At 62.3% G+C, this 20,366-nt stretch carries 17 protein-coding genes; 12 read left to right on the top strand and 5 right to left on the bottom strand.

Annotated elements, in window-relative coordinates; translation table 11 throughout:
* The first annotated feature begins 8 nt into the window (after positions 1-8).
* The 4 genes from CYD26_RS04630 to CYD26_RS04615 all read left to right on the top strand — a co-directional run bounded on the left by CYD26_RS04630 (position 9) and on the right by CYD26_RS04615 (position 5,705).
* Positions 9-2,384, top strand: coding sequence for an RND family transporter (locus CYD26_RS04630; protein WP_099775150.1), 2,376 nt, complete (start codon positions 9-11; stop codon positions 2,382-2,384).
* Positions 2,385-2,726: 342 nt separating this feature from the next.
* Entirely contained in the window at positions 2,727-3,959 is a 1,233-nt protein-coding gene (locus CYD26_RS04625) for a helix-turn-helix transcriptional regulator (protein ID WP_099775149.1), read from the top strand.
* Positions 3,960-4,092: 133 nt separating this feature from the next.
* Positions 4,093-4,860, top strand: a complete 768-nt coding sequence (locus CYD26_RS04620) for an SDR family oxidoreductase (protein ID WP_099775148.1) — start codon at positions 4,093-4,095, stop codon at positions 4,858-4,860.
* An 11-nt stretch (positions 4,861-4,871) separates the two neighbouring features.
* The gene (locus tag CYD26_RS04615; RefSeq protein WP_065761218.1) at positions 4,872-5,705 is read left to right on the top strand and encodes an SDR family NAD(P)-dependent oxidoreductase; all 834 of its coding nucleotides are present in this window, start codon (positions 4,872-4,874) and stop codon (positions 5,703-5,705) included.
* A gap of 89 nt (positions 5,706-5,794) precedes the next feature.
* Here the strand turns inward: CYD26_RS04615 and dmpG are convergent, their stop codons facing one another.
* The 4 genes from dmpG to CYD26_RS04595 form a co-directional block, all read right to left on the bottom strand.
* Positions 5,795-6,823: a 4-hydroxy-2-oxovalerate aldolase gene (gene dmpG, locus CYD26_RS04610; protein WP_102051894.1), complete on the bottom strand. Its 1,029-nt coding sequence runs from the start codon at positions 6,821-6,823 to the stop codon at positions 5,795-5,797.
* Between the two features lie 10 nt (positions 6,824-6,833).
* Entirely contained in the window at positions 6,834-7,763 is a 930-nt protein-coding gene (locus CYD26_RS04605) for an acetaldehyde dehydrogenase (acetylating) (protein WP_065761216.1), read from the bottom strand.
* 37 nt (positions 7,764-7,800) lie between these two features.
* Positions 7,801-8,592 carry a fumarylacetoacetate hydrolase family protein gene (locus CYD26_RS04600; RefSeq protein WP_102051893.1) on the bottom strand — a complete coding sequence of 264 codons (792 nt, stop codon included), beginning with the start codon at positions 8,590-8,592 and terminating at the stop codon, positions 7,801-7,803.
* A gap of 77 nt (positions 8,593-8,669) precedes the next feature.
* The gene (locus CYD26_RS04595; RefSeq protein ID WP_065761214.1) at positions 8,670-9,443 is read right to left on the bottom strand and encodes a glucose 1-dehydrogenase; all 774 of its coding nucleotides are present in this window, start codon (positions 9,441-9,443) and stop codon (positions 8,670-8,672) included.
* A 226-nt stretch (positions 9,444-9,669) separates the two neighbouring features.
* Between CYD26_RS04595 and CYD26_RS04590 the strand changes: the two genes are divergently transcribed.
* The 5 genes from CYD26_RS04590 to CYD26_RS04570 all read left to right on the top strand — a co-directional run bounded on the left by CYD26_RS04590 (position 9,670) and on the right by CYD26_RS04570 (position 16,659).
* Positions 9,670-10,857, top strand: coding sequence for an acyl-CoA dehydrogenase family protein (locus CYD26_RS04590; protein ID WP_102051892.1), 1,188 nt, complete (start codon positions 9,670-9,672; stop codon positions 10,855-10,857).
* A gap of 78 nt (positions 10,858-10,935) precedes the next feature.
* Positions 10,936-11,958 (top strand): ferredoxin--NADP reductase, encoded by a 1,023-nt coding sequence (locus CYD26_RS04585; protein ID WP_102051891.1) that lies wholly within the window; start codon positions 10,936-10,938, stop codon positions 11,956-11,958.
* Between the two features lie 20 nt (positions 11,959-11,978).
* A complete protein-coding gene (locus CYD26_RS04580; protein WP_102052008.1) occupies positions 11,979-13,586 on the top strand; it encodes a FadD3 family acyl-CoA ligase in 1,608 nt (535 codons plus the stop codon).
* Positions 13,587-13,685: 99 nt separating this feature from the next.
* A complete protein-coding gene (locus tag CYD26_RS04575; RefSeq protein WP_102051890.1) occupies positions 13,686-15,347 on the top strand; it encodes a DUF1302 domain-containing protein in 1,662 nt (553 codons plus the stop codon).
* 79 nt (positions 15,348-15,426) lie between these two features.
* A complete protein-coding gene (locus CYD26_RS04570; protein WP_102051889.1) occupies positions 15,427-16,659 on the top strand; it encodes an NADH:flavin oxidoreductase in 1,233 nt (410 codons plus the stop codon).
* A 109-nt stretch (positions 16,660-16,768) separates the two neighbouring features.
* On the opposite strand, the gene CYD26_RS04565 is transcribed toward CYD26_RS04570, so the two are convergent.
* Complete coding sequence (locus CYD26_RS04565; RefSeq protein ID WP_102051888.1) at positions 16,769-17,602, bottom strand: alpha/beta fold hydrolase; 834 nt, start codon at positions 17,600-17,602, stop codon at positions 16,769-16,771.
* A gap of 269 nt (positions 17,603-17,871) precedes the next feature.
* Between CYD26_RS04565 and CYD26_RS04560 the strand changes: the two genes are divergently transcribed.
* From CYD26_RS04560 to CYD26_RS04550, 3 genes are read left to right on the top strand one after another with little or no spacing between them, the layout of a single operon-like run.
* Positions 17,872-18,606 carry an SDR family NAD(P)-dependent oxidoreductase gene (locus CYD26_RS04560; protein WP_065761208.1) on the top strand — a complete coding sequence of 245 codons (735 nt, stop codon included), beginning with the start codon at positions 17,872-17,874 and terminating at the stop codon, positions 18,604-18,606.
* A 14-nt stretch (positions 18,607-18,620) separates the two neighbouring features.
* Positions 18,621-19,394, top strand: a complete 774-nt coding sequence (locus CYD26_RS04555; protein ID WP_102051887.1) for an SDR family NAD(P)-dependent oxidoreductase — start codon at positions 18,621-18,623, stop codon at positions 19,392-19,394.
* The gene (locus CYD26_RS04550) at positions 19,394-20,029 is read left to right on the top strand and encodes a nuclear transport factor 2 family protein (RefSeq protein ID WP_371917188.1); all 636 of its coding nucleotides are present in this window, start codon (positions 19,394-19,396) and stop codon (positions 20,027-20,029) included. The genes CYD26_RS04555 and CYD26_RS04550 overlap by 1 nt, the downstream gene beginning before the upstream one ends.
* Positions 20,030-20,366: the final 337 nt, after the last annotated feature.

The following is a 20,366-nucleotide window of genomic DNA, read 5'->3' as shown; positions in this document are numbered from 1 at the left end:
GGCGGGCAATGAAACAAGCTAAAAGCTGGGTGACGCACAGCGTCGAAGCAGTCGCGGATCGGCTGATGGCATGGCGCAAGGGGTTGTTAGTGCTGTTTGTGCTGGTGACCGCAGGCCTGGGTTACAGCGCTACCCACACGCAACTGGACCCCGGCTTCAACAAGCAGATTCCGGTGCGACACGCGTACATGGTCAACTTCCTGAAGTTCAGCCAGTACTTCACCGGTGCCAACCGTTTCCTGGTCAGCGTGCATTGGAAAGGCGAGGGGGATATCTATAACCCGGTGTTCCTCGACACCTTGCGCAAGGTGACCGACGATGTGTTCTTCATCTCCGGGGTCAGTCGCGCCAGCGTCACCTCGTTGTTCACCACCAACGTACGCTACATCGAAATCACCGAGGAGGGTTTTTTCGGTGATGTGGTCGTACCGCCACGCTTCAGCGGCACCGAACAGGACCTGGCTCAGGTACGCAGCAATGCCGCCGCGTCCGGGCAGATCGGGCGCTTGTTGGCCAACGACCTGAAGTCGGCCATGGTGCGTGCCGACCTGCAGGATATCGACCCGCAGACCGGCGAACCGGTGAAATATGCCGAGGTTGCCCGCCGTCTTGAAGAGCTCCGCGACAAGTACAGCAATGAGCAGATCGAAATCAACATTGTCGGTTTCGCCAAGCTGGTCGGTGATGTGGTCGAGGGGTTGAACACGGTCATCGGCTTCTTTGTGATCGCCTTCGTCATTACCGGGCTGCTGCTTTGGCTCTATTCGCGCTCTTTGCGCCTGACCGTGGTTGCATTGGTGGTGGCGTTGCTGCCGGTGGTCTGGTTGCTTGGCCTGTTGCCGCTGTTGGGGCTTGGCATTGATCCGATGTCGATCCTGGTGCCGTTCCTGATTTTCTCCATCGGTGTGTCCCATGCCGTGCAGATGACCAATGCCTGGAAGCAGGATGTGGTGGCGGGTAGCGATTCGTTGCGGGCCGCGCATTCGGCATTCTGCAAAATCTTCATTCCCGGCTCCCTGGCGCTGTTGATGAATGCCCTGGGTTTTGCGGTGATCATGTTGATCGATATCCCGATCGTGCATGAACTGGGTGTGACCGCCTGTATCGGCGTGATGCTGATGATCATCACCAACAAGCTGATGCTGCCGGTGATCATCTCCTACCTGCGGCTGGAGCCCGGGTTGCTGCGACGGGCGCAAACCCGTCAGGCCGGCAGGCATCGCCTGTGGTGGCGGTTGTCTGCGCTGGCCGAGCCGGGACCTGCACTGAGTGTGTTCGCCATCAGCCTGTTGCTGCTGGTGGCCGGCGCCTACAAGGCACGTGACCTAGCGGTGGGCGATATCGGTGCAGGCGCGCCGGAGCTCAGGGCCGACTCGCGCTACAACCAGGACAACCGCAAGATTGTCGACAGCTATTCGATCGGCCTCGACGTAATGTCAGTGTTTGTCGAGGTCCAGGGCATCGAAGAAGGGTGCTTGTCGCCGGAAGTGATGCGCGCGGTAGAAGCCTTCGATTTCCGCATGCGCGCTGTCACCGGTGTGCAGTCGGTCCAGAGTGTCGCCGGCATGGGCAAACGGGTCATTGCCGGTAACAACGAAGGCAACCCGCGCTGGGCGGCGATCCCAGGTTCAGCACGCGGCCTGAGCCAAGGCGCACGGGCCTACATGCCGGACGACGGGTTGGTGACCGACGGCTGCCAGCAAATGCAGATCCTGGTGTTCCTGGCCGACCACGAAGGGGCCACGGTGGCCCATGCGATCAATGAAGCCAAGCGCATCATCGCCGAGGTTCGCACCCCGCAGGTGGCGTTTCTCCTGGCGGGCGGAAACGTGGGTGTGATGGCGGCATCCAATGAGGCGGTGAAACGGGCGGAGATCATCATGTTGGCGGCACTCTTTGGTTCGGTGGCGCTGTTCTGCTGGCTGACCTTCCTCTCGGTCCGCGCCGTACTGTGCATTCTCGTCCCCCTGGCGATTGTAGCGATCCTCTGCAACGCACTGATGGCGATGCTGGGCATTGGCCTGAAAGTCGCGACCTTGCCGGTGATGGCGCTGGGTGTGGGTGTGGGTGTCGATTACGGGATCTACCTGTATGAACGTATCCAACACGAAATGGCCGGTGGTGCGAACCTGCGCGAGGCGTTCTACGAGGCGATGTGCCAACGGGGCACGGCTGCAGTGTTCACGGCCTTGACCATGTCGATTGGTGTGTGCACCTGGGCGTTTGCGCCGCTGAAGTTTCAGGCAGACATGGGCGTGCTGTTGTCCTTCATGTTCCTGGTGAACGTCTTGGGGGCCATATTCCTGCTACCGGCGCTGGCGGCCTGGTTCAACCGTGGGCGCCGGTTGGTTGCCACGGAAAGTCCCGTGGCCCAGGTCCAGTGAGCCGGCAAAAGCTCTTGTAGGAGCGTGCTTGCCCGCGATGGCATCGGTGTAGTGCCAGTAAGTTCGCGGTGCTTGCATCGCGGGCAAGCCCGGCTCCTACAGGCTGGCGCGGGCTCTGTTGGAGCGGGCTTGCCCGCGATGGCATTTAGACATTTAGTAACTAAAAATAAAAGGTCAACACCTATTGTGGAGTACGTAGTGGACAGGGAGACTGTGGCGCGGGCCCTGTTGCAGGCCTGTGCAAGTCGCGTGTAGTCAAAAAGGGGGCGTGCTGCCCTCAAGCCGAAATTATAAAAATAACAAGGGAAGGTCATTGTGCCTTACCCGTGCGCGGAGAAGACTATGGTAAGTGCTGTCTTGACCCATGAGGTTTTGGCCAGCGTCGGCCTTGACCTGAGCGAATACGACCGCCTGGTTGGGGAAGTCTATGAAGGTGCCCTCGACCCAAAGTTGATGGCGCGTGCTCTCAAGAGCTTCCGTACGCTCTACGACGCCAACTACGTCACACTGATCCTGCGGGTGCCGGACCAACCGGACATGGGTGTGATGATCATCGCCGGCGACATCGAAGGGGCCGGCGACGTCAGCTACATGACCTACCCCCAGACCAATACCCCGTTTGCCAACCAGCCGCTGGACTACGTGTTCACGGTCGACGACGTCATGACGTCCGCGGAATGGGAGCACAGTGCCTACTTCAAGATGTTCTGCGGCCCGCAAGGGGTGTACCACGTGATGGGGGCCGATATTTCCACCCCGGACGGCGGCAAGTTGCGCTTTCGCATTACCCGTCCCAAGCACGCACCCAACTTCTCGGCCAACGAACGCGCGTTGTGCGGCGTGTTCTTGCCACACCTGCGGCGGGCGCTACAGGTGCATAACTTGCTGGACCGCAGCGAGTCGTTGAGCGAGCTGTATTCCCAGGCAATCAGTCGGCTGTCGGTGGCAACCCTGGTGCTGGATGAAAGCGGCAGTGTGCTGCGTGTCAACCCGGTCGCCCAGGACATCCTCGCCAACGCCGATGGGCTGAAGTTGGTCGGCGGCCGCCTTGAGGCCAGCTACCCAAGTGACAATCGCGAGCTGCAACGGCTGATTCGTGCCGCATTTTCCCCGGATGCCCCCAAGAGTGCCGAAGCGATGTCTGTTACGCGGCCGTCCGGGCTGGTCAACCTGGGCCTGGTGGTCGAGTCGATTCCCTCGCTGGACTGGGCGGAAGAGAAGGGCCAGCCCGCCGCGCTGGTGTATATCCGCGACGCCGCGAGCAAATCGCTGGCCAGTGAAGTGGTGACCAAGCAGTTGTTCAACCTGACCAGGGCCGAGACTGCCCTGGCAATGGAGTTGGCCAACGGTTTGTCCCTGGAGGAAGCGGCCGAGGTGCTGAACATCCGGCGTAACACCGCGCGTGCCCATCTGCGTTCGATTTTCTCCAAGACCGGCGTGCGCCGGCAGACCGAACTGGTGCGCATCATGCTCAACAGTGTCGTGGCGCTGGGCAAGCCCAAGGTCGCCCTCAAGGCTGTTGAAAAACTCAAGGTTCCACCGCCACAGCTGGCGGTAGCTGCCCGTCAGGCGTGAGTCGCCATTCTGTTTCCGGGCGGCAGGCAGTCGCCCGGCGCCACCACGAGCCTGAACACCCTTAGTCCGCACAGACGATGCAGCCTCGTGGTCGGTCTCTCGATACTGCCCGAACCTATCACGGAGAATACCTATGCCAGTTACAGCTATCAGCGGCAGCGCTTCGGGAATCGGTGCCGCGGTGAGCACTGCGTTACGCGCCGCCGGACATCGTGTCATCGGAATCGACCGCAGCAATGCCGAGGTGCTCGCCGACCTTTCAACGCCCCAAGGCCGCGAGGCCGCGATTGCCCAGGTACTCGAGCTCAGCGACGGGGTACTCGACGGCCTGGTCTGTTGTGCGGGTGTCGGGGTAACGGCCCCGTCCTGCGGGTTGATCCTGGCGGTCAACTACTTCGGCGTCAGCCAGTTGCTGAGTGGCCTGGCCGGGGCTTTGGCCAAGGGTGACAGCCCGGCTGCGTTGGTGATTGGCTCGGTGGCCGCGACCCAGACCGGTGCCGATCAGCAGGCGATGACCGAGGCGATGCTCGCCGGTGATGAAGCCAATGCGCTGGAACTGGCCAATGCCCTTGGTCAGCCCCATGTGGCCTATGCCTGCTCCAAGTATGCAATCACCCACCATGCCCGGCGTACTTCATCCAGTTGGGCAAGCAAGGGTATTCGCTTGAACGTGGTGGCACCGGGGGCGGTGGAAACCCCGCTGCATCAGGCATCGCTCGACGATGCACGTTTCGGCAAAGCGGTACGGGAGTTCGTTGCGCCCTTGGGCCGTGCCGGGCATCCGCAGGAAATTGCCGCACTGGTGGCGTTCCTGCAGTCTAGGCAAGCCGCGTTCATCCATGGCAGCGTGGTGTTCATCGATGGCGGCATGGACGCCATGGTTCGCCCGCAGCGTTTCTAAAAGGACTCCTCATGAGCAAGGTGGCATTCATTACCGGCGCCAGCCGTGGCATCGGTCGCGAAGCGGCATTGGCGTTCGCGCGGGCCGGCTTCGACCTGGCGATCAGTGCGCGCACCCTCGACGAAGGTGAGCAGCACCCGCACGCCCTGCGCGACGCTGCAGGCGCGCCGCTTCCCGGCAGCCTCAACGGCACCGCCGAAGCGATCCGGGCACTGGGGCGGCGGGTACTGGTCGTGCCCATGGACCTGCTCGACAGTGCCTCGGCCATCGGCGCCTGTGAGGCGGTGCTGGCCGAGTATGGGCGGATCGATGTGCTGATCAACAACGCAATCTACCAGGGCAGTGACCTTAATGCGGGCTTCATGAGCCTGCAGCCGGAAACGCTGGAGCGGATGTACAAGGGCTACATCCTGACGCCGTTCCTGTTGACCCGGGCAGTGGTCGAGCACATGGCCGAGCAGGGCACTGGCGTGGTGATCAACGTCACCTCCGGGGCCGGCGAGAGTGACCCGCCCGTGGCGGCCGGCAAGGGCGGTTGGGGGTACGCCTATGGCGCCGGCAAGGCGGCGGTATCGCGCCTGTCCGGTATCCTCTCGGTAGAGCTGGGGGAAGCCGGTGTGTGTGCTTACACCCTCAACCCGGGTGTGGTGACGACCGACGCACTCAAGGCGACCATTGGTGACAAGGGCGTGATCGCCTTGCGTGCCGGCAGTGCGCCGCCGCAGGTTCCTGCCGAGGTGATGCTCTGGTTGGCGACGGCAGAACAGGCGCCTCGTTACCAGCGTCGAACCATCGCTGCGCAGCCGTTTGCACTGGAGCATGGCATCGTTGCCGACTGGCGTTGAACGCTTGATGTATTGACACCTTGATGTGAAGTTATTGGCGACTCAGGTCGCCAATAACGTAGGTGCAGGATCAGCCGATACCCAGTGACTCAGGCGTGGCGGCGTTGCCGGGCGAGGGTCATGGCGGTGTCCTCGATCATGTCCTCCTGGCCACCCACCATGCCGCGACGGCCCATTTCGACGAGGATTTCCCGCGCCGAGACGCCGTACTTCTTCTCGGCCCGCTTGGCAAACAGCAGGAACGAGCCATAGACCCCGGCATAGCCCATGGTCAGTGCATCGCGGTCGCTGCGGATCGGGAAGTCCATGATAGGTACGACCAGGTCTTCGGCCACGTCCTGGATGCCGAAAACACTGACACCGGTCTCGATGCCCATGCGGTCGCAGACCGCGACCAGTACTTCCATGGGTGTATTGCCGGCGCCTGCGCCGAGGCCGGCACAGGCGGCGTCAATGCGGGTGGCCCCGGCGGCGATGGCGGCGATCGAGTTGGACACGCCCATCGACAGGTTGTGGTGGCCATGGAAGCCGATCTCGGTTTCCGGTTTCAGTGCCGCACGCATTGCCGCCACCCGGACGCTGACGTCATGGGGCAGCAAGTAGCCTGCCGAGTCGGTCAGGTAGATGCAGTTGGCACCGTAGCTTTCCATCAGCTTGCCCTGCTTGACCAGGCCTTCCGGGCTGTTCATGTGGGCCATCATCAGGAAACCGACTGTGTCCATGCCCAGGCTGCGGGCGTGGGAAATATGCTGCTCGCTGACGTCTGCTTCAGTGCAGTGGGTGGCTACGCGAATGGTGTTGACGCCCAGCTCATGGGCCATCTTAAGGTGGTCGACGGTGCCGATCCCCGGCAGCAGCAGGGCCGAGACCTTGGCCCGCTTCATCAGCGGGATGACGGCCGACAGGTAGGCCTCGTCGCTGTGCGCGGGAAAGCCGTAGTTGACCGAGCTGCCGCCCAGGCCGTCGCCGTGGGTGACTTCGATCAGCGGGACGCCAGCTGCATCCAGGCCGCAGGCAATGTCTTTCATCTGTTGCAGGCTGATCTGATGACGCTTGGGGTGCATGCCATCGCGCAGGCACATGTCATGAACGGTGATGTGTTTACCGCGAAGATCCATGGTCGATTCCTCAGGCAAGGGCGGGTTGTGCGTGGGTGGCGTGCAGGACCAGTTCGCCCTTGAGGATTTCTTCGGCGAACATTTCGGCGGTACGCGCAGCGGCGGCGGTCATGATGTCGAGGTTGCCGGCGTACTTGGGCAGGTAGTCGCCCAGGCCTTCGACTTCCATGAACACCGAGACGCGGTTGCCCTCGAACACCGGGCCATTTACCAACTTGTAGCCGGGGACATAGCGCTGCACCTGCAGGATCATTGCCTCGATAGCGGCGGTGATGGCTGCCTGATCGGGTTCCGTTTCGGTCAGGCAATGCACGGTGTCGCGCATGATCAGCGGTGGTTCGGCGGGGTTGATGATGATGATCGCCTTGCCCTTTTTCGCACCGCCGACCTGTTCGACCGCGCTGGATGTGGTGCGGGTGAACTCGTCGATGTTCTTGCGCGTGCCCGGGCCGACCGATTTGGAGGCCGCGGTTGCGATGATTTCGGCGTATTCCACCGGCTGCACGCTGGATACTGCCGCGACCAGCGGAATGGTGGCCTGGCCACCGCAGGTGACCATGTTGACGTTCATCACGCCCAGGCCGAGGTTGGTCTTGAGGTTGACCGGTGGTACGCAGTAGGGACCGATGGCGGCAGGGGTCAGGTCGATCATCAACACCCCCAGCGCATTGAGCTTGCGTGAGTTCTGCTCGTGAACATAGGCGGATGTGGCGTCGAAGGCGATCTGTACCTGGTCTTCGATAACGTGGGGCAACAAGCCGTCGACCCCGTCAGCGGTGGTTTTCAGGCCCAGCTCACGTGCCCGTGCGAGGCCCTCGGAGGTGGCGTCGATACCGACCATCCAGACCGGCTCAAGCACCTCGCTGCGCATCAGTTTGTACAGCAGGTCGGTGCCGATGTTGCCCGGCCCGATCAGCGCGCATTTGATCTTCTTGCTCATTGTCTATGGCTCCAGGGAGAGATTGCGTAAGGTTCACTCAGGGCACGAAGCGCAGGCTGGTCTGGCCCAGGCCACTCATGGAAAGGCTGATGCGGTCGCCCGCCACAACCGGAACGAGCGGTGCCAATGCTCCCGAAAGGATGATTTCGCCCCGGCGAAACGGGATGCCGAGCTCACCCAGGGTGTTGGCCAGCCAGGCCACCGCCGCACACGGATGGCCTTGCACCGCCGAACCCAGGCCGCTGCCCGCCGGTTGGCCGTTCTTGGACAGCTGCATTTCGACCCGGGCCAGGTCCAGCCCGCGAGGGTCGATGCGCTGTGGGCCGAGGGCGAACACGCCGCAGGAGGCGTTGTCGGCCACGGTGTCCTGAATACGGATCTGCCAGTTGTCGATACGCGAGTCGACAATCTCGAAGCACGGCACCACGTATTGGCTTGCCGCCAGCACGTCTTCGGCGCTGATACCCGGGCCGTGGAGGTCTTCGCCGAGAACAAAGGCGATTTCGCCTTCGGCGCGCGGCTGAATCAGGTTGTAGCGGGCCAGGCTGACATCGCTGCCGTCGTCGACCTGCATGGCATCGGTGAGGAAGCCGAAGTCCGGCTGGTGGACATCGAGCATTTCTTGTACCGCGCGGCTGGTGACACCGATTTTCTTACCGATGACACGCTCACCGAGGGCTTCGCGGCGTTGCAAAAAATGCAGGGAAATCCGGTAGGCCTGCTCCAGGGTGATGTGCGGGTAGCGGCGGGTCAGGGGGGCGAGCGTCTGGCGTGTGCGCAGGGCGTTGAACAGTTCGTCACCGAGTGCGTTGATCAAGTGGGCGTCCATGACGGGGTGCTCTGTATGAAGGAAATAAAAGGGCCGGGCCCAACGGGCTCAGGGCGCCGGCCAAAAAAGGGCGATGTTCAGCCGGGCCAGACCGTGGAGTCCGCTCCGCCGTCGACATCGATGATTTTTCCGCTGACCCAGGCCGAGGCGGGGCTGGCCAGGTACAGGGCCGCGGCGGCGATATCTTCCGGGCTGCCCAGGCATTTGAGCGGGGTATTGGCTTCCATGGTCTGGCGCATGGCCGCTGGCATCACGCCGTTCAGCGCTTCAGTCAGGGTGGGGCCGGGCGCGACGGCATTGACCCGCACCAGCGGGGCAAAATCCTGTGCCAGCAAGCGGGTCAAGTGGCTCAGGGCTGCCTTGGCGGCGCCGTACGCGCTGAAGTGCCGCTGTGAGTAGCGGGCGGCTACCGAACTGATGTTGACGATATTGCCGCCACCGGCCTCACGCATCAGTGGCACGCACAGTTGGCAGAAGGCGTAGGCGGTGGACACGTTGAACCGCAGGATCTCGTCGAACTGCTCTGGGCTCATGCTCAGTGGATCGTTGGGGCCGCCACCACCGACGTTGTTTACCAGATGAGTGATGCGCCCCATCTGCTCATGGCTCTGGCTGACCAGCGCCTTGCGCTGCTCGCTGTCGTTGACATCGCAGGCGATGGCCAGGGCGCGTCGGCCCAAGGCGCGCACTTCCTCGGCAACGCGTTGCACATCCTCGAGCGAGCGCGCGGAGCAGACGACATCGGCACCCGCTTCGGCATAGGCCAGCGCGATGGCGCGGCCAATGCCTCGGCCACTGCCGGTGACGATGGCGACGCTACCGTCCAGGTGGAAACGCTGCAGGATACTCATGGGCTGTCCTTCCTCAAGGTAGGGGTTGGGTTGAACCGTTTTTCAATGTATCGAATATCCCGAGACTGGCTCGCGGCTGCATCGTCTCAATGGACTAACGCACGTGACCTGCGCCCTTTGCGGCAGCGGGTGTCCTAGTCCGCTTTGACGATGAACGATCTGTCACTCGCCCCGATGATCAATCACGGCTCGCGCACCGGCGCAGCGAGATTGGGAGAATTGAGTGATGCAAAGCATGCGAGAAAGGACCCAGGACGAAATCGAACTGATCGAACGTGCGCGGCGCCTTGTGCCGGCACTCAAGGAGCGTACGGCACAGGCTGACCGCGACTTGAAGGTCCCGGACGAAAGCATTGCCGAATTGCAATCGGCCGGGCTGCTGCGTGCCTTGCAGCCGCGTGCGTTCGGAGGCTATGAAGTCGACCCGCGAACCTTCTTTGAAATCCAGATGATTCTTGCCGAAGGCTGCATGTCCACGGCCTGGATCTACGGTGTGATGGGGGTCCACCCGTGGCAGTTGGCCCGCTACCCTGTCGAAGCCCAGCGTGAGGTCTGGGGCAACGATCATGATGCCCTGATTTCCTCGACCTATATGCCGTCGGCCAAGGTGACAGTGGTCGAGGGTGGTTATCGCATCAGCGGTCAGTGGAGCTTCTCCAGTGGCAGCGAGCACTGCCAGTGGGTGCTGTTGGGTGGCATCCTGCCCGCCGAAGGTGATGTTGCGGCGGAGCACGGCACCTTCCTGCTGCCACGTAGCGACTACCGCATTCAGCGCAACTGGGATGTACTCGGGCTGCGCGGTACCGGCAGCCACGACATTCTGGTCGAGGATGTGTTTGTGCCTGCGCACCGGGTTCAGCGCACCAACAACTGCACCATCGAGGCCACGCCAGGGCGTCTGGTCAACACCAACCCGATCTATGCGATTCCGTTTGCCCAGGTGTTCTCCCGAGCGGTCTCTACCTCGGCCATCGGCGCGCTGCAAGGGGCGATCAATGAGTTCCGCGCCAATGCCGCCAAGCACATCGGCAAGCATGGTGCACGCACGGCGGATGACCCCGTGGCGCAAACCGCGGTGGCCGAAGCGACGATTACCGTCGACAGCCTGAAGCTGGTGCTGGAACGCAACTACGAGCACCTCATGAGCCTGGCCAGGGCCGGCGAATACCCGGACACCGAAACCCGCTTGTTGTATCGCTACCAGTCCGCCTACGTGACCAACGTCTGTGCCGACAAGGTGAATGACTTGCTGCGCAGCATGGCAGCGTCCGGTCTGTACAACACCAACCCGGTTGCCCGACTGTTCCGTGACTTGCACCAGGCCCGTGGGCACATCGCCAACAACTTCATGGCCTACGGTCGCGCCTTCGGTGCGGTGCAATTGGGCTTGCCCAACCCGGACCCGTACGTCTGAGGCTGCCCGGCCGTTCTAACGCCATCGCGTCTACACCCGCCTGTCTCCCGCAGGCGGGTGTTAATGAGTACCTGACCTATGAATGATTATCTTGCCCTGCGCGTGGCGCGGGTGATCGAGGAAACGGCCGACGCGCGCTCTCTGGTGTTCGACGTACCCGAGCACCTGGCCGAACGCTTTCGTTATCGACCCGGTCAATTCCTGACGCTGCGTGTCCCGTTTGAAGATGGCTGGTTGCCCCGCTGTTACTCATTGTCCAGTACGCCGATGCTGGATGAGCCGTTACGTGTGACGGTCAAGCGCGTGCATGAGGGCCGCGCCTCGAACTGGCTCTGCAGTGAGTTGCAGGAGGGGCAGACCTTGCAGGTGCTGCCGCCAGCAGGCGTGTTCGTGCCGCGTAACCTCGACAGCGACCTGCTGCTCTTTGGTGGCGGTAGCGGCGTCACACCGGTGCTGTCAATTCTGCGTTCGGCATTACTGGCGGGGCAGGGGCGGATCCTGCTGATTTATGCGAACCGCGACGAAGGCTCGGTGATTTTTCGCGATGAGCTCAGGTTTCTGGCCAGTGCTCATCCACAGCGCCTGCAAATCGTCCATTGGCTGGATTCGGTACAGGGCATTCCGGCGGTCGGGCAACTGGCCGAACTGGCCCGGCCGTTCATCGATGCGCAGGCGTTCATCTGCGGCCCAGGCCCGTTTATGGACGCTGCGGTCAGCGCCCTGAAAAGCCTGGGCATGCCCGATGCCAGGGTGCATGTGGAACGCTTCGTGTCGTTGCCGGGCGAGGGTGAGTTGCCAGTGGTCTCCAGCAGTGAGGCTGCCGTAGCCGCGCAACTTGCCGTTCGCCTGGACGGTGAGGAGCACAACCTGGCCTGCGACAGTGGCGAAACACTGCTGGCAGCAATGCAGCGCGCCGGCCTGAACCCGCCGAGTGCGTGCCGTGTCGGTGGCTGCGCCTCGTGCATGTGCACCCTGGAAAGCGGCGACGTCGAACTGCTGCACAACGATGCCCTGGATGACAACGAGTTGGCCGAGGGCTGGATCCTCGCCTGCCAGGCCGTGCCGACCAGCGCGCGCCTGCGTATCCGCTTTCCCGAATGATGCAGATGACCGAGCCTACGATGAATCAGAGCCTGAAGTGTTCCCCGCCGGTGCTCGACGCGCCGACCACCATTGCCCAATTACTGTTCTCCAGCGCCGAGCGGTTCGCTGGGTATACCGCCATTGAAGAGAATGGCCAGTGCACGGACTACGCCGAACTGCCCAATCAGGCGCTGACCATCACCCGTGGCCTGATGGCGCTGGGCATTCAGGCCGGTGACCGGGTCGGCATATGGGCACCGAACAGCCGAGACTGGATCCTGGCGGCGCTGGGTATCCACTGTGCCGGTGCGGTGCTGGTGCCGATCAACACCCGCATGAAAGGCACCGAGGCGGCCGATGTACTGGCGCGCAGTGGCTGCCGGGTGCTGTTCGTTCAGCAGCGCTTTCTCGACGTCGATTACCCGGCGATGCTTGAGCCCCATCGCCCCGCCAGCCTTGAGCATCTGGTGGTGTTGGCCAGTGACACGCCGCCGCGCCCGGGCGACCTGAGCTTCCAGCAGTTTCTGCTGGGGGCTGCCACCTACGACAGCGAGGCGGCGCGACGTCGTGCGCTGGCCATTGAGCCGCAGGCGATGTGCGATCTGCTCTTCACCTCGGGTACCACGGGCAAACCCAAGGGCGTAATGAGCGGTCATGGGCAGAACCTGCGGGCATTCAGCGAGTACGTCAAAGTGATTGGCCTGGTGCCGGGTGACCGCTACCTGATCGTCAACCCGTTCTTTCATGCCTTTGGCTACAAGGCGGGTTGGTTGACCTGCCTGATTGCCGGGGCAACCATCCTGCCGCATGCGGTGTTCGATGCTGATGCGGTGTTCCAGCGTATTGCCAATGAGCGCATCAGCGTCTTGCCCGGCGCCCCGACCCTTTACCTCTCACTGCTGGCCCACCCACGTTTGGCCGAAACCGACCTGTCCAGCTTGCGGATTGCCGTAACCGGCTCGGCCAGTATCCCGCCGAGCCTGATCGAGCGCATGCGCAACGAGTTGGGTTTCAGCGTGGTGACCACCGCCTACGGGCTGACCGAATGCGGCGGCCTGGCGACCCTGTGCGACCCGCAGGATTCGGCGCAGGTGATCGCCGGCACCAGCGGGCGGCCGATTGCCGGTACCGAAGTCAGCATCCGCGACCCGCACAACCACGCCTTGGCCAATGGCGAAACCGGCGAAATCTGCTTGCGCGGCTTTCATGTCATGCAGGGCTATTTCGAGAACCCCGAGGCCACCGCCGAAGCCATCGATGCTGACGGCTGGCTGCACACCGGCGACGTCGGGCGCCTGGATGAAGCGGGCAACCTGATCATCAGCGACCGCCTGAAAGACATGTACATCGTGGGTGGCTTCAACTGCTACCCGGCGGAAATCGAAGCCGCATTGATCGCCCACCCGGCCATTGCCCAGGTTGCCGTCATCGGCGTTGCGGACGCACGCATGGGTGAAGTGGGGTGTGCCTGTGTGGTGTTGCGTGAAGGCCAGACGCTGGACGAAAGCGCGTTGATCAGTTGGAGCCGTGAACGGATGGCCAACTACAAGGTACCCCGTCTGGTGCGCTTCTTCGATGCGCTGCCACTCAACCCCTCGAACAAGGTTGCCAAGAACGAACTGCGCGCTGCGATCAATCCAGGCTGAAGGGCAATAGGCCGACATCACCAAACGGACGATGCGCAGGCCCAGGCAGTTTTTCAGACTGGGCCCGCAAACCGGAAAACAACAAGAAAGGAGAGGAGCATGTCTACGTTGAACCCTGCGGCGCTCAACGCGGCTAACGGTACTCGCCGGCACTGCCTGCTGGCCGTGGCCGTTGCGCTGGCCAGCGGTACGGCCAGCGCCGGGCCCACCATCGAGTTGGGCGAAAACACCACGCTGGACTCGTCGCTGACCGTCAACTACACCGCGTCGGTACGTACCGCCAAGCCTGCCCAGCAATACCTCAACGACCTGAACAATGACGACGGTACGCGCAACTTCGACCGCGGCTCGATGATCAACAACCGGGTCAGCCTGTTTGGTGAGCTGCTGCTCAAGCACGACAATCTCGGCGCAGTGCTGCGCGGCAGTCATTTCTACGATGACGTCTACCACGAGCGCAACGACAACGATTCGCCGGACACCGTGAACAAGATCGGTCGGGCCAACGGCTTCAGTGAAGACACCCGTCGGCTGAGCGGGAGCAAGGCGCGCCTGCTCGATGCCTATGTCTACGGCAACTTCGATGTCGCCGACAGCCAGTACCTGTCGGTCAAGGCCGGTCGCCACCTGGTGGCCTGGGGTGAAAGCCTGTTCTGGCCGAACATCAGCCAGGGGCAGGCGCCGGTGGACGCTACCAAGTTCAACGTGCCAGGCACCGAAGCCAAGGACTCCTACCTGCCGGTGGGGCAGGTGTCCGCGTCCTGGTCGCTCAACGAAGACCTGGCACTGGTCGGTTACTATCAGTACGAGTGGGAGAAGACCCAGCTCAACCCGGTGGGTGACTACTTCGGCAGCGATTACTTCGGCCCGGGCGCCGAGTTCTTCCGGCTCAACGCGGGGGTGATCAACAGCCTGCCGGACAAGACCTTTACCGGCGTCAACTATGCCGGTGAAGTCGATGCCCGCGACAGTGGCCAGTGGGGGCTTGGCGCGCGCTACCGGCTCACCGAAAACACCGAAGTGGGGCTGTTCCATTACCGCTACCACGAGCGGGTCGGGTCGATCTTTTTCGACTTCAGCGGCAGTACCCAGTACTCCTCGCTCAAGAGCATCGGCGAGCGCTCGAACACGGCAGTTGCGCCGGCCTACCGGTTGGGCTATTTCGAGGATGTCGAGCTGACGGGAATCAGCTTCAGCTCCAAGATCGGCGACTCGGTACAGTATGCCGGTGACTTGAGTTACCGCGATGGTGCCTCGGTTTATCTGAACAATGGTGCACCGACGACCGGGCAGCTCTGGCAGGCCAACCTCAACGCTACCTACATCCTGGGCCCAAGCTTCCTGGCCCAGCAGACCACCTTCCTCGGCGAAGTGGTGCATCAGCGTATCGAAGGGGTCGACACGTTGGTGGTCAGCGGTGGCGGTCCCGGTATCGACGGGACATTCAACCAGTTTGAATCCAATACCCAGACCCGCGGTTCGACCCTGCTTGGCGTGGGTGCCTACATGGATTATCCGGCAATCAGCGATGGCCTGGACCTGACCACCAAGGTGGTCTGGACGCAGAACGTCGACGGCAGTGCCTACCAGGGCCTGGGCCGTGATGAAAAGCGCCTCACCGTTGGCGGCGACTTCAAGTACCTGGGCAACTTCCAGGTGGGCCTGACCTATGTCGCTTACCTGAGTTCGCCGGATGTCGCCCAAGGGCGCCTGTTGGCTGACCGCGACTACCTGTCGTTCAACGCCAAGTACACCTTCTGATGCACGACCGGCCATGCCCAGCGCCTAGGCAGGCGTGGCCGGTATTCTCTGATAATTTGCTGCCAAAAAAGGGTCTGCCATGAACCTTCATCCGACACCGTCACCGTTCAGCCCCATTACCATTGGCCCGCTGACGTTGAAAAACCGATTCATCAAGGCGGCGACCAATGAGGGCATGAGTGCCCAGGGCGTGCCCTCCAAGCAATTGGTCAAACTGCATGCCGCCCTGGCCAATGGCGGCACGGCGCTGACCACCGTGGCCTATTGTGCCGTGAGCCGCGATGGTCGCACGCTGCCCAATCAACTGATCCTGGCGCCTGAGAGCCTGCCGCACTTCAAGGCGTTGACCGATGCGGTACACCGCGAAGGTGGGCTGGCCAGTGCGCAGATCACCCATGGAGGCTGTTTTACCTTTATTCGTGAACGCTCCACCCCGCGTCCGCTGTCCGCCAGTGGCGGTTTCAACAAGATCGGCATGATGAGCGGCATGTTCCTCAAACAAGCGATGAATGAGGGCGATATGCAGCAGGTTGTGCAGGATTTCGCTCGCGGTGCGCGGCTGGCCCGGCAGGCCGGATTCGACGCCGTGGAAATTCACATGGGGCACGGCTACCTGCTCAGCCAGTTCATTTCACCGCTGTACAACAAGCGTCGTGACCAATACGGCGGCAGCCTGGAAAACCGTCTGCGTTTTCCGCGTCGTGTGCTGCGAGCGGTACTCGATGCGGTTGGTCGGGACATGGCCGTGATTTGCAAGTACAGCATTACCGAAGGCGTACGCAGCGGTAACAGCGCCGAGGATGGTGCCCAGATTGCCCGCATGCTGGAACAGGAGGGCGCGCACCTGCTGGTGCTCAGTGCCGGCATGAACGCCGAGTCGATTACCACCATGTTTGGCTCCTCGTTTCCGAAGGAGAATCGCGTCCAGCAGAAAAACCCGGTGATCGCCCTGGCGATGGCCATTCAGCGACTGACCGATCCCAAGGTGGAGTTTCGAGAGCTTTACCTGCTTGAGCATGCTCGCAAGGTGCGTGCCGCGGTGAAGATGCCACTGGCCTATCTGGGCGGCGCGAAGAGCCTCAACAGCATCGAGCGGATCATGGCCGAGGGCTTTGACCTGATCGCCATGGGGCGGGTGTTGTTGGCAGAGCAAGACTACGTCAACAAACTGGCCAGCGGTGCGAGTAAAAACTCGATCTGCACCGCCTGCAACCGCTGCGTGGCCATGATGTACACGCCAGGCGGCACCTCGTGCGTACTGGGCAAGCCCGGCGACGCCGAGCTGAACCGGCAACCGGCAGCGGCCCAGTAGGGCGGCTTGTTCTACCCTGGCACCGCCAGGATGCGTGAGCCCTTGTAGGTCAGCGCATCCTGGGTGCATCTCGGTGAGGCTACAGCGGGTGTAGCCCCTGTTCCCGGGCTCAGCCGTGCTGCAGGAAGTCGATGCAGCTGCGGTTGAACAGTTCGGGATGTTCGACCTGCACCCAATGCCCGCAGCGGTTGAGCACAATGAAGCGGGCGTTTTCGGCACCGTCGATAATGCGCTGGGCACCGCTGACCGGGTTGAAGTTGTCGTTGCTGCCCCAGAAGCCCAGGATCGGGCACGTGATCTCGCCCAGGCGGGCTTCCATGTTGGGCACCATCATGGTGCTGAACAGGTTCTTCGGTTGCGTCACCGCGACCGCTACGCGCTCCAGCAGCAGGCTCTCTGGCAGGATCGAGTCATCGAACAGTTGCAGGCGCATCATGCTGCGCATTTCTTCCAGGCCTATGGGGCCTGCGTTGAACAGGCTGACCATGCGCACGATGCCTTGCATCTGGAAGTAGGTCTCGCGTTCTTCGACGCCACCGGGTGCCAGCAGAATCAGGCGCTCTGCCAGTGATGGATAACGCAGTGCCAGCCCCAGGGCAATCGCACCCCCCAGGGAATTGCCCAGCATCGTGCAGCGTTCTACGTCGATTTCCGTCAGGAAAGTGCCCACACAGTCGACGAAGAAGTCCAGGTTGTACTGCACATCGTCGGGTTTGTCCGAACGCCCGAAACCCGGCAAGTCCAGCAGGATGTTGCGGTAACCGGCCTCGACGAATGCCGGGTAGTTACCTTTGAAATTGCTGAAACCACTGGCGCCCGGTCCGCTGCCATGCAGCCACAGCACCACCGGGCCGCTGCCTTCGTCCAGGTAGTGCAGGCGCAGGCCGTTGGGCAGGGTCGCGTAATGGCCTGTAGGCAATGGCAGGTCTACGGCTTGATTCATGGGGGTTCTCCAGAGTCTGCGGGTTCATGAGGCGCTTACCGGCCGGGCCACATTGCTGCCTGAAGGGGATGCTGATGCCCGGCCCGGTTTGCGCAGAACAGATCCTGGGCTGCCGTGGTCCTGATGGCATCGTCCGTTCAGACCACGCCGATCGGCGTGCCGTTAGTCCTATCGGACGATGTTCGTATCGGGGTGGCAGCTAATCATGCAGGTGACTGGCTCGCTGCACCTGCAGCGGGTTGCGATGCTCGTCAATCCAGGAGAACGCAATGAAGTTGCTGAATAAAGTGGCCTTCGTGACAGGCGCAGGACAAGGTATGGGCCAGGCCATCGTGCGTCGGTTCGTCGCCGAAGGGGCGAAGGTGGTGGCGGTTGATCTCAACCTGCCAGCCTTGGCTGAAAGCCTCGCAGACCTCGGTGACAGTGTGCTGGCCTTGGCCTGCAACGTTGCCGACAGTGGATCGGTTGCCGATGCCATGGGGCAGACCGAACAACACTTTGGTGGCCTCGACATCCTCGTCAACAATGCCGGTGTCGGTGCCCTCGACAGCTTCCTCGACACGCCGGACGAAAGCTGGGCGCGGGTGATCAATGTCAACCTGGGCGGGACCTTCCTGTGCTGCCGCGAAGGTGCCAGGTTGATGGTCAAGGGGGCTCGCAAGGGCGCCATCATCAACCTCTCCAGTACGGCCGCACTGACCGGTGAAGGGCCTAGCCACTACTGCGCGTCGAAAGCCGGCGTCATGGGCCTGACCCGCTCGATCGCCCGCGACCTTGCTGCCAGTGGCATTCGCGTCAACACCCTGGTACCCGGCCCGACCAACACACCGATGATGGCCGGCATTCCCGACGAACACATGCAGGCGCTGCTCAAGAACGTACCGTTGGGACGCATGTGTGAAACCGACGAAATCGCCCGTGTCGCGGTATTCCTGGCCAGCGAAGACGCCAGCTTCATGACAGGGCAGAACATTGCGGTCAACGGCGGCATGGCCTTTATCTGAGAGAGGAGTGACCTATGAGCAAGCGTCTGGAAGGAAAAATTGCCTTTGTCACCGGCGCAGGTTCCGGTATCGGTGAAGCCACTGCGTTGCGGTTCGCCGAGGAGGGCGCCACGGTGGTGTTGTGTGGCCGACGTGCCGAACCGTTGCAAGGCGTCCACGAGAAGATCCTCGGGCTGGGTGGTCGCGCTGAAATCGCCGTTGCGGATGTGAGTGATGAGCAGGCCTATGTCGGCGCACTTGAAGCTGCAGCGCAACGTCATGGTCGCCTGGATATCCTGGTCAACAACGCGATGGCCTACACCTGGGGCGGCATCGACACGATGTCTACGGCAGACTGGCACGCCAACTTCGCCACCACCGTGGACGGCACCTTCTGGGGTACCCGTACCGCCATGCAATTGATGAAGGCACAGGGCGGTGGTGCTATCGTCAATATTGCCTCCATCTGCGGTCTGTTCGGTACGGCCTGGATGGCGGGCTACTCAGCGGCCAAAGCGGCGGTGATCAACTTCAGCCGTGCCGCTGCCAGTGAAGGCGCACCAAACAACATCCGCTGCAACGTGATCATCCCGGGCGTGGTCGATACCCCAGCGACCGCCGGCATGCTCAGCGACGGCAAAACCCGCAGCAACACCGAAAAAGTCATCCCCATGAAACGCGTCGGCCTGCCGGTGGAACTGGCCAACGCCATTCTCTTCCTGGCCAGCGATGAGGCGTCCTACATCACCGGCGCGAGCCTGGCAGTGGACGGCGGGCGTAGTTCCGACCTGTACACGGTGCTGGATTGATGAATATGGATTCGACCTCACTGCTTGAACGGATCGACCGTCTGGAATCGCTGGATGCCATTCGCCAACTGGCCGGCAAATACGCGTTGGCGTTGGACATGCGCGACATGGACGCCATGGCCAACTGCTTCGCCCCGGATGTTCGGGTTGGTCGTGACAAGAGCGGGCGCGCGCACCTCAAGGCCTGGTTGGACGAGACCATGCGCAAACAGTTTCACGGCACGTCTCATCACCTGGGGCAGCACATCATCGAGTTCAGCGATCCGGACCATGCCACTGGCGTGGTCTACTCCAAGAACGAGCATGAGACCGGCCCTGAGTGGGTCATCATGCAGATGCTGTATTGGGATGACTATGAGCGTGTAGACGGCCGCTGGTGCTTCCGTCGGCGTTTACCGTGTTACTGGTATGCCACCGACCTGAACAAACCACCGATTGGTGGCTTGAAAATGCGCTGGCCGGGGCGTGAGCCTTACGCGGGGAGTTTTCACGAGTTGTTCCCGTCATGGGATGCGTTCTGGGCACAGCGCCCGGATAAAGACGCATTGCCACACATTGCCGAACCGGCACCGCTGGAAGGGTTTCTGGCGAACCTGCGACGGGGTGCGGGTGATCCCAAGATTCGTGTTCGGTAGGTTAGGTTTTTCGCAGGCAAGCCTGCTCTCACTCCAGTGAGCGTTGGCTTGCCAACGATGCAGGCGCCGCGCACGTACTGACACCCCGCTGACGCCATCGCAGGCAAGCCTGCTCCAACAGAAAGGCAGTGCCCTGCGCAGATCTCTGTAGGAGCCGGGCTTGCCCGCGATGCAGTCGCCGCGCACGTACTGACACCCCGCCGACGCCATCGCAGGCAAGCCTGCTCCAACAGAAAGGCAGTGCCCTGCGCAGATCCCTGTAGGAGCCGGGCTTGCCCGCGATGCAGTCGCCACGCACGTACTGACACCCCGCCGACGCCATCGCAGGCAAGCTGCT

The organism is Pseudomonas sp. FFUP_PS_473 (assembly GCF_002858665.1).
GTDB classification, from domain to species: Bacteria; Pseudomonadota; Gammaproteobacteria; order Pseudomonadales; family Pseudomonadaceae; genus Aquipseudomonas; species Aquipseudomonas defluvii.
Note: the sequence above shows the minus strand (reverse complement) of the source record. Positions and strands in the feature narration are given on the sequence as shown.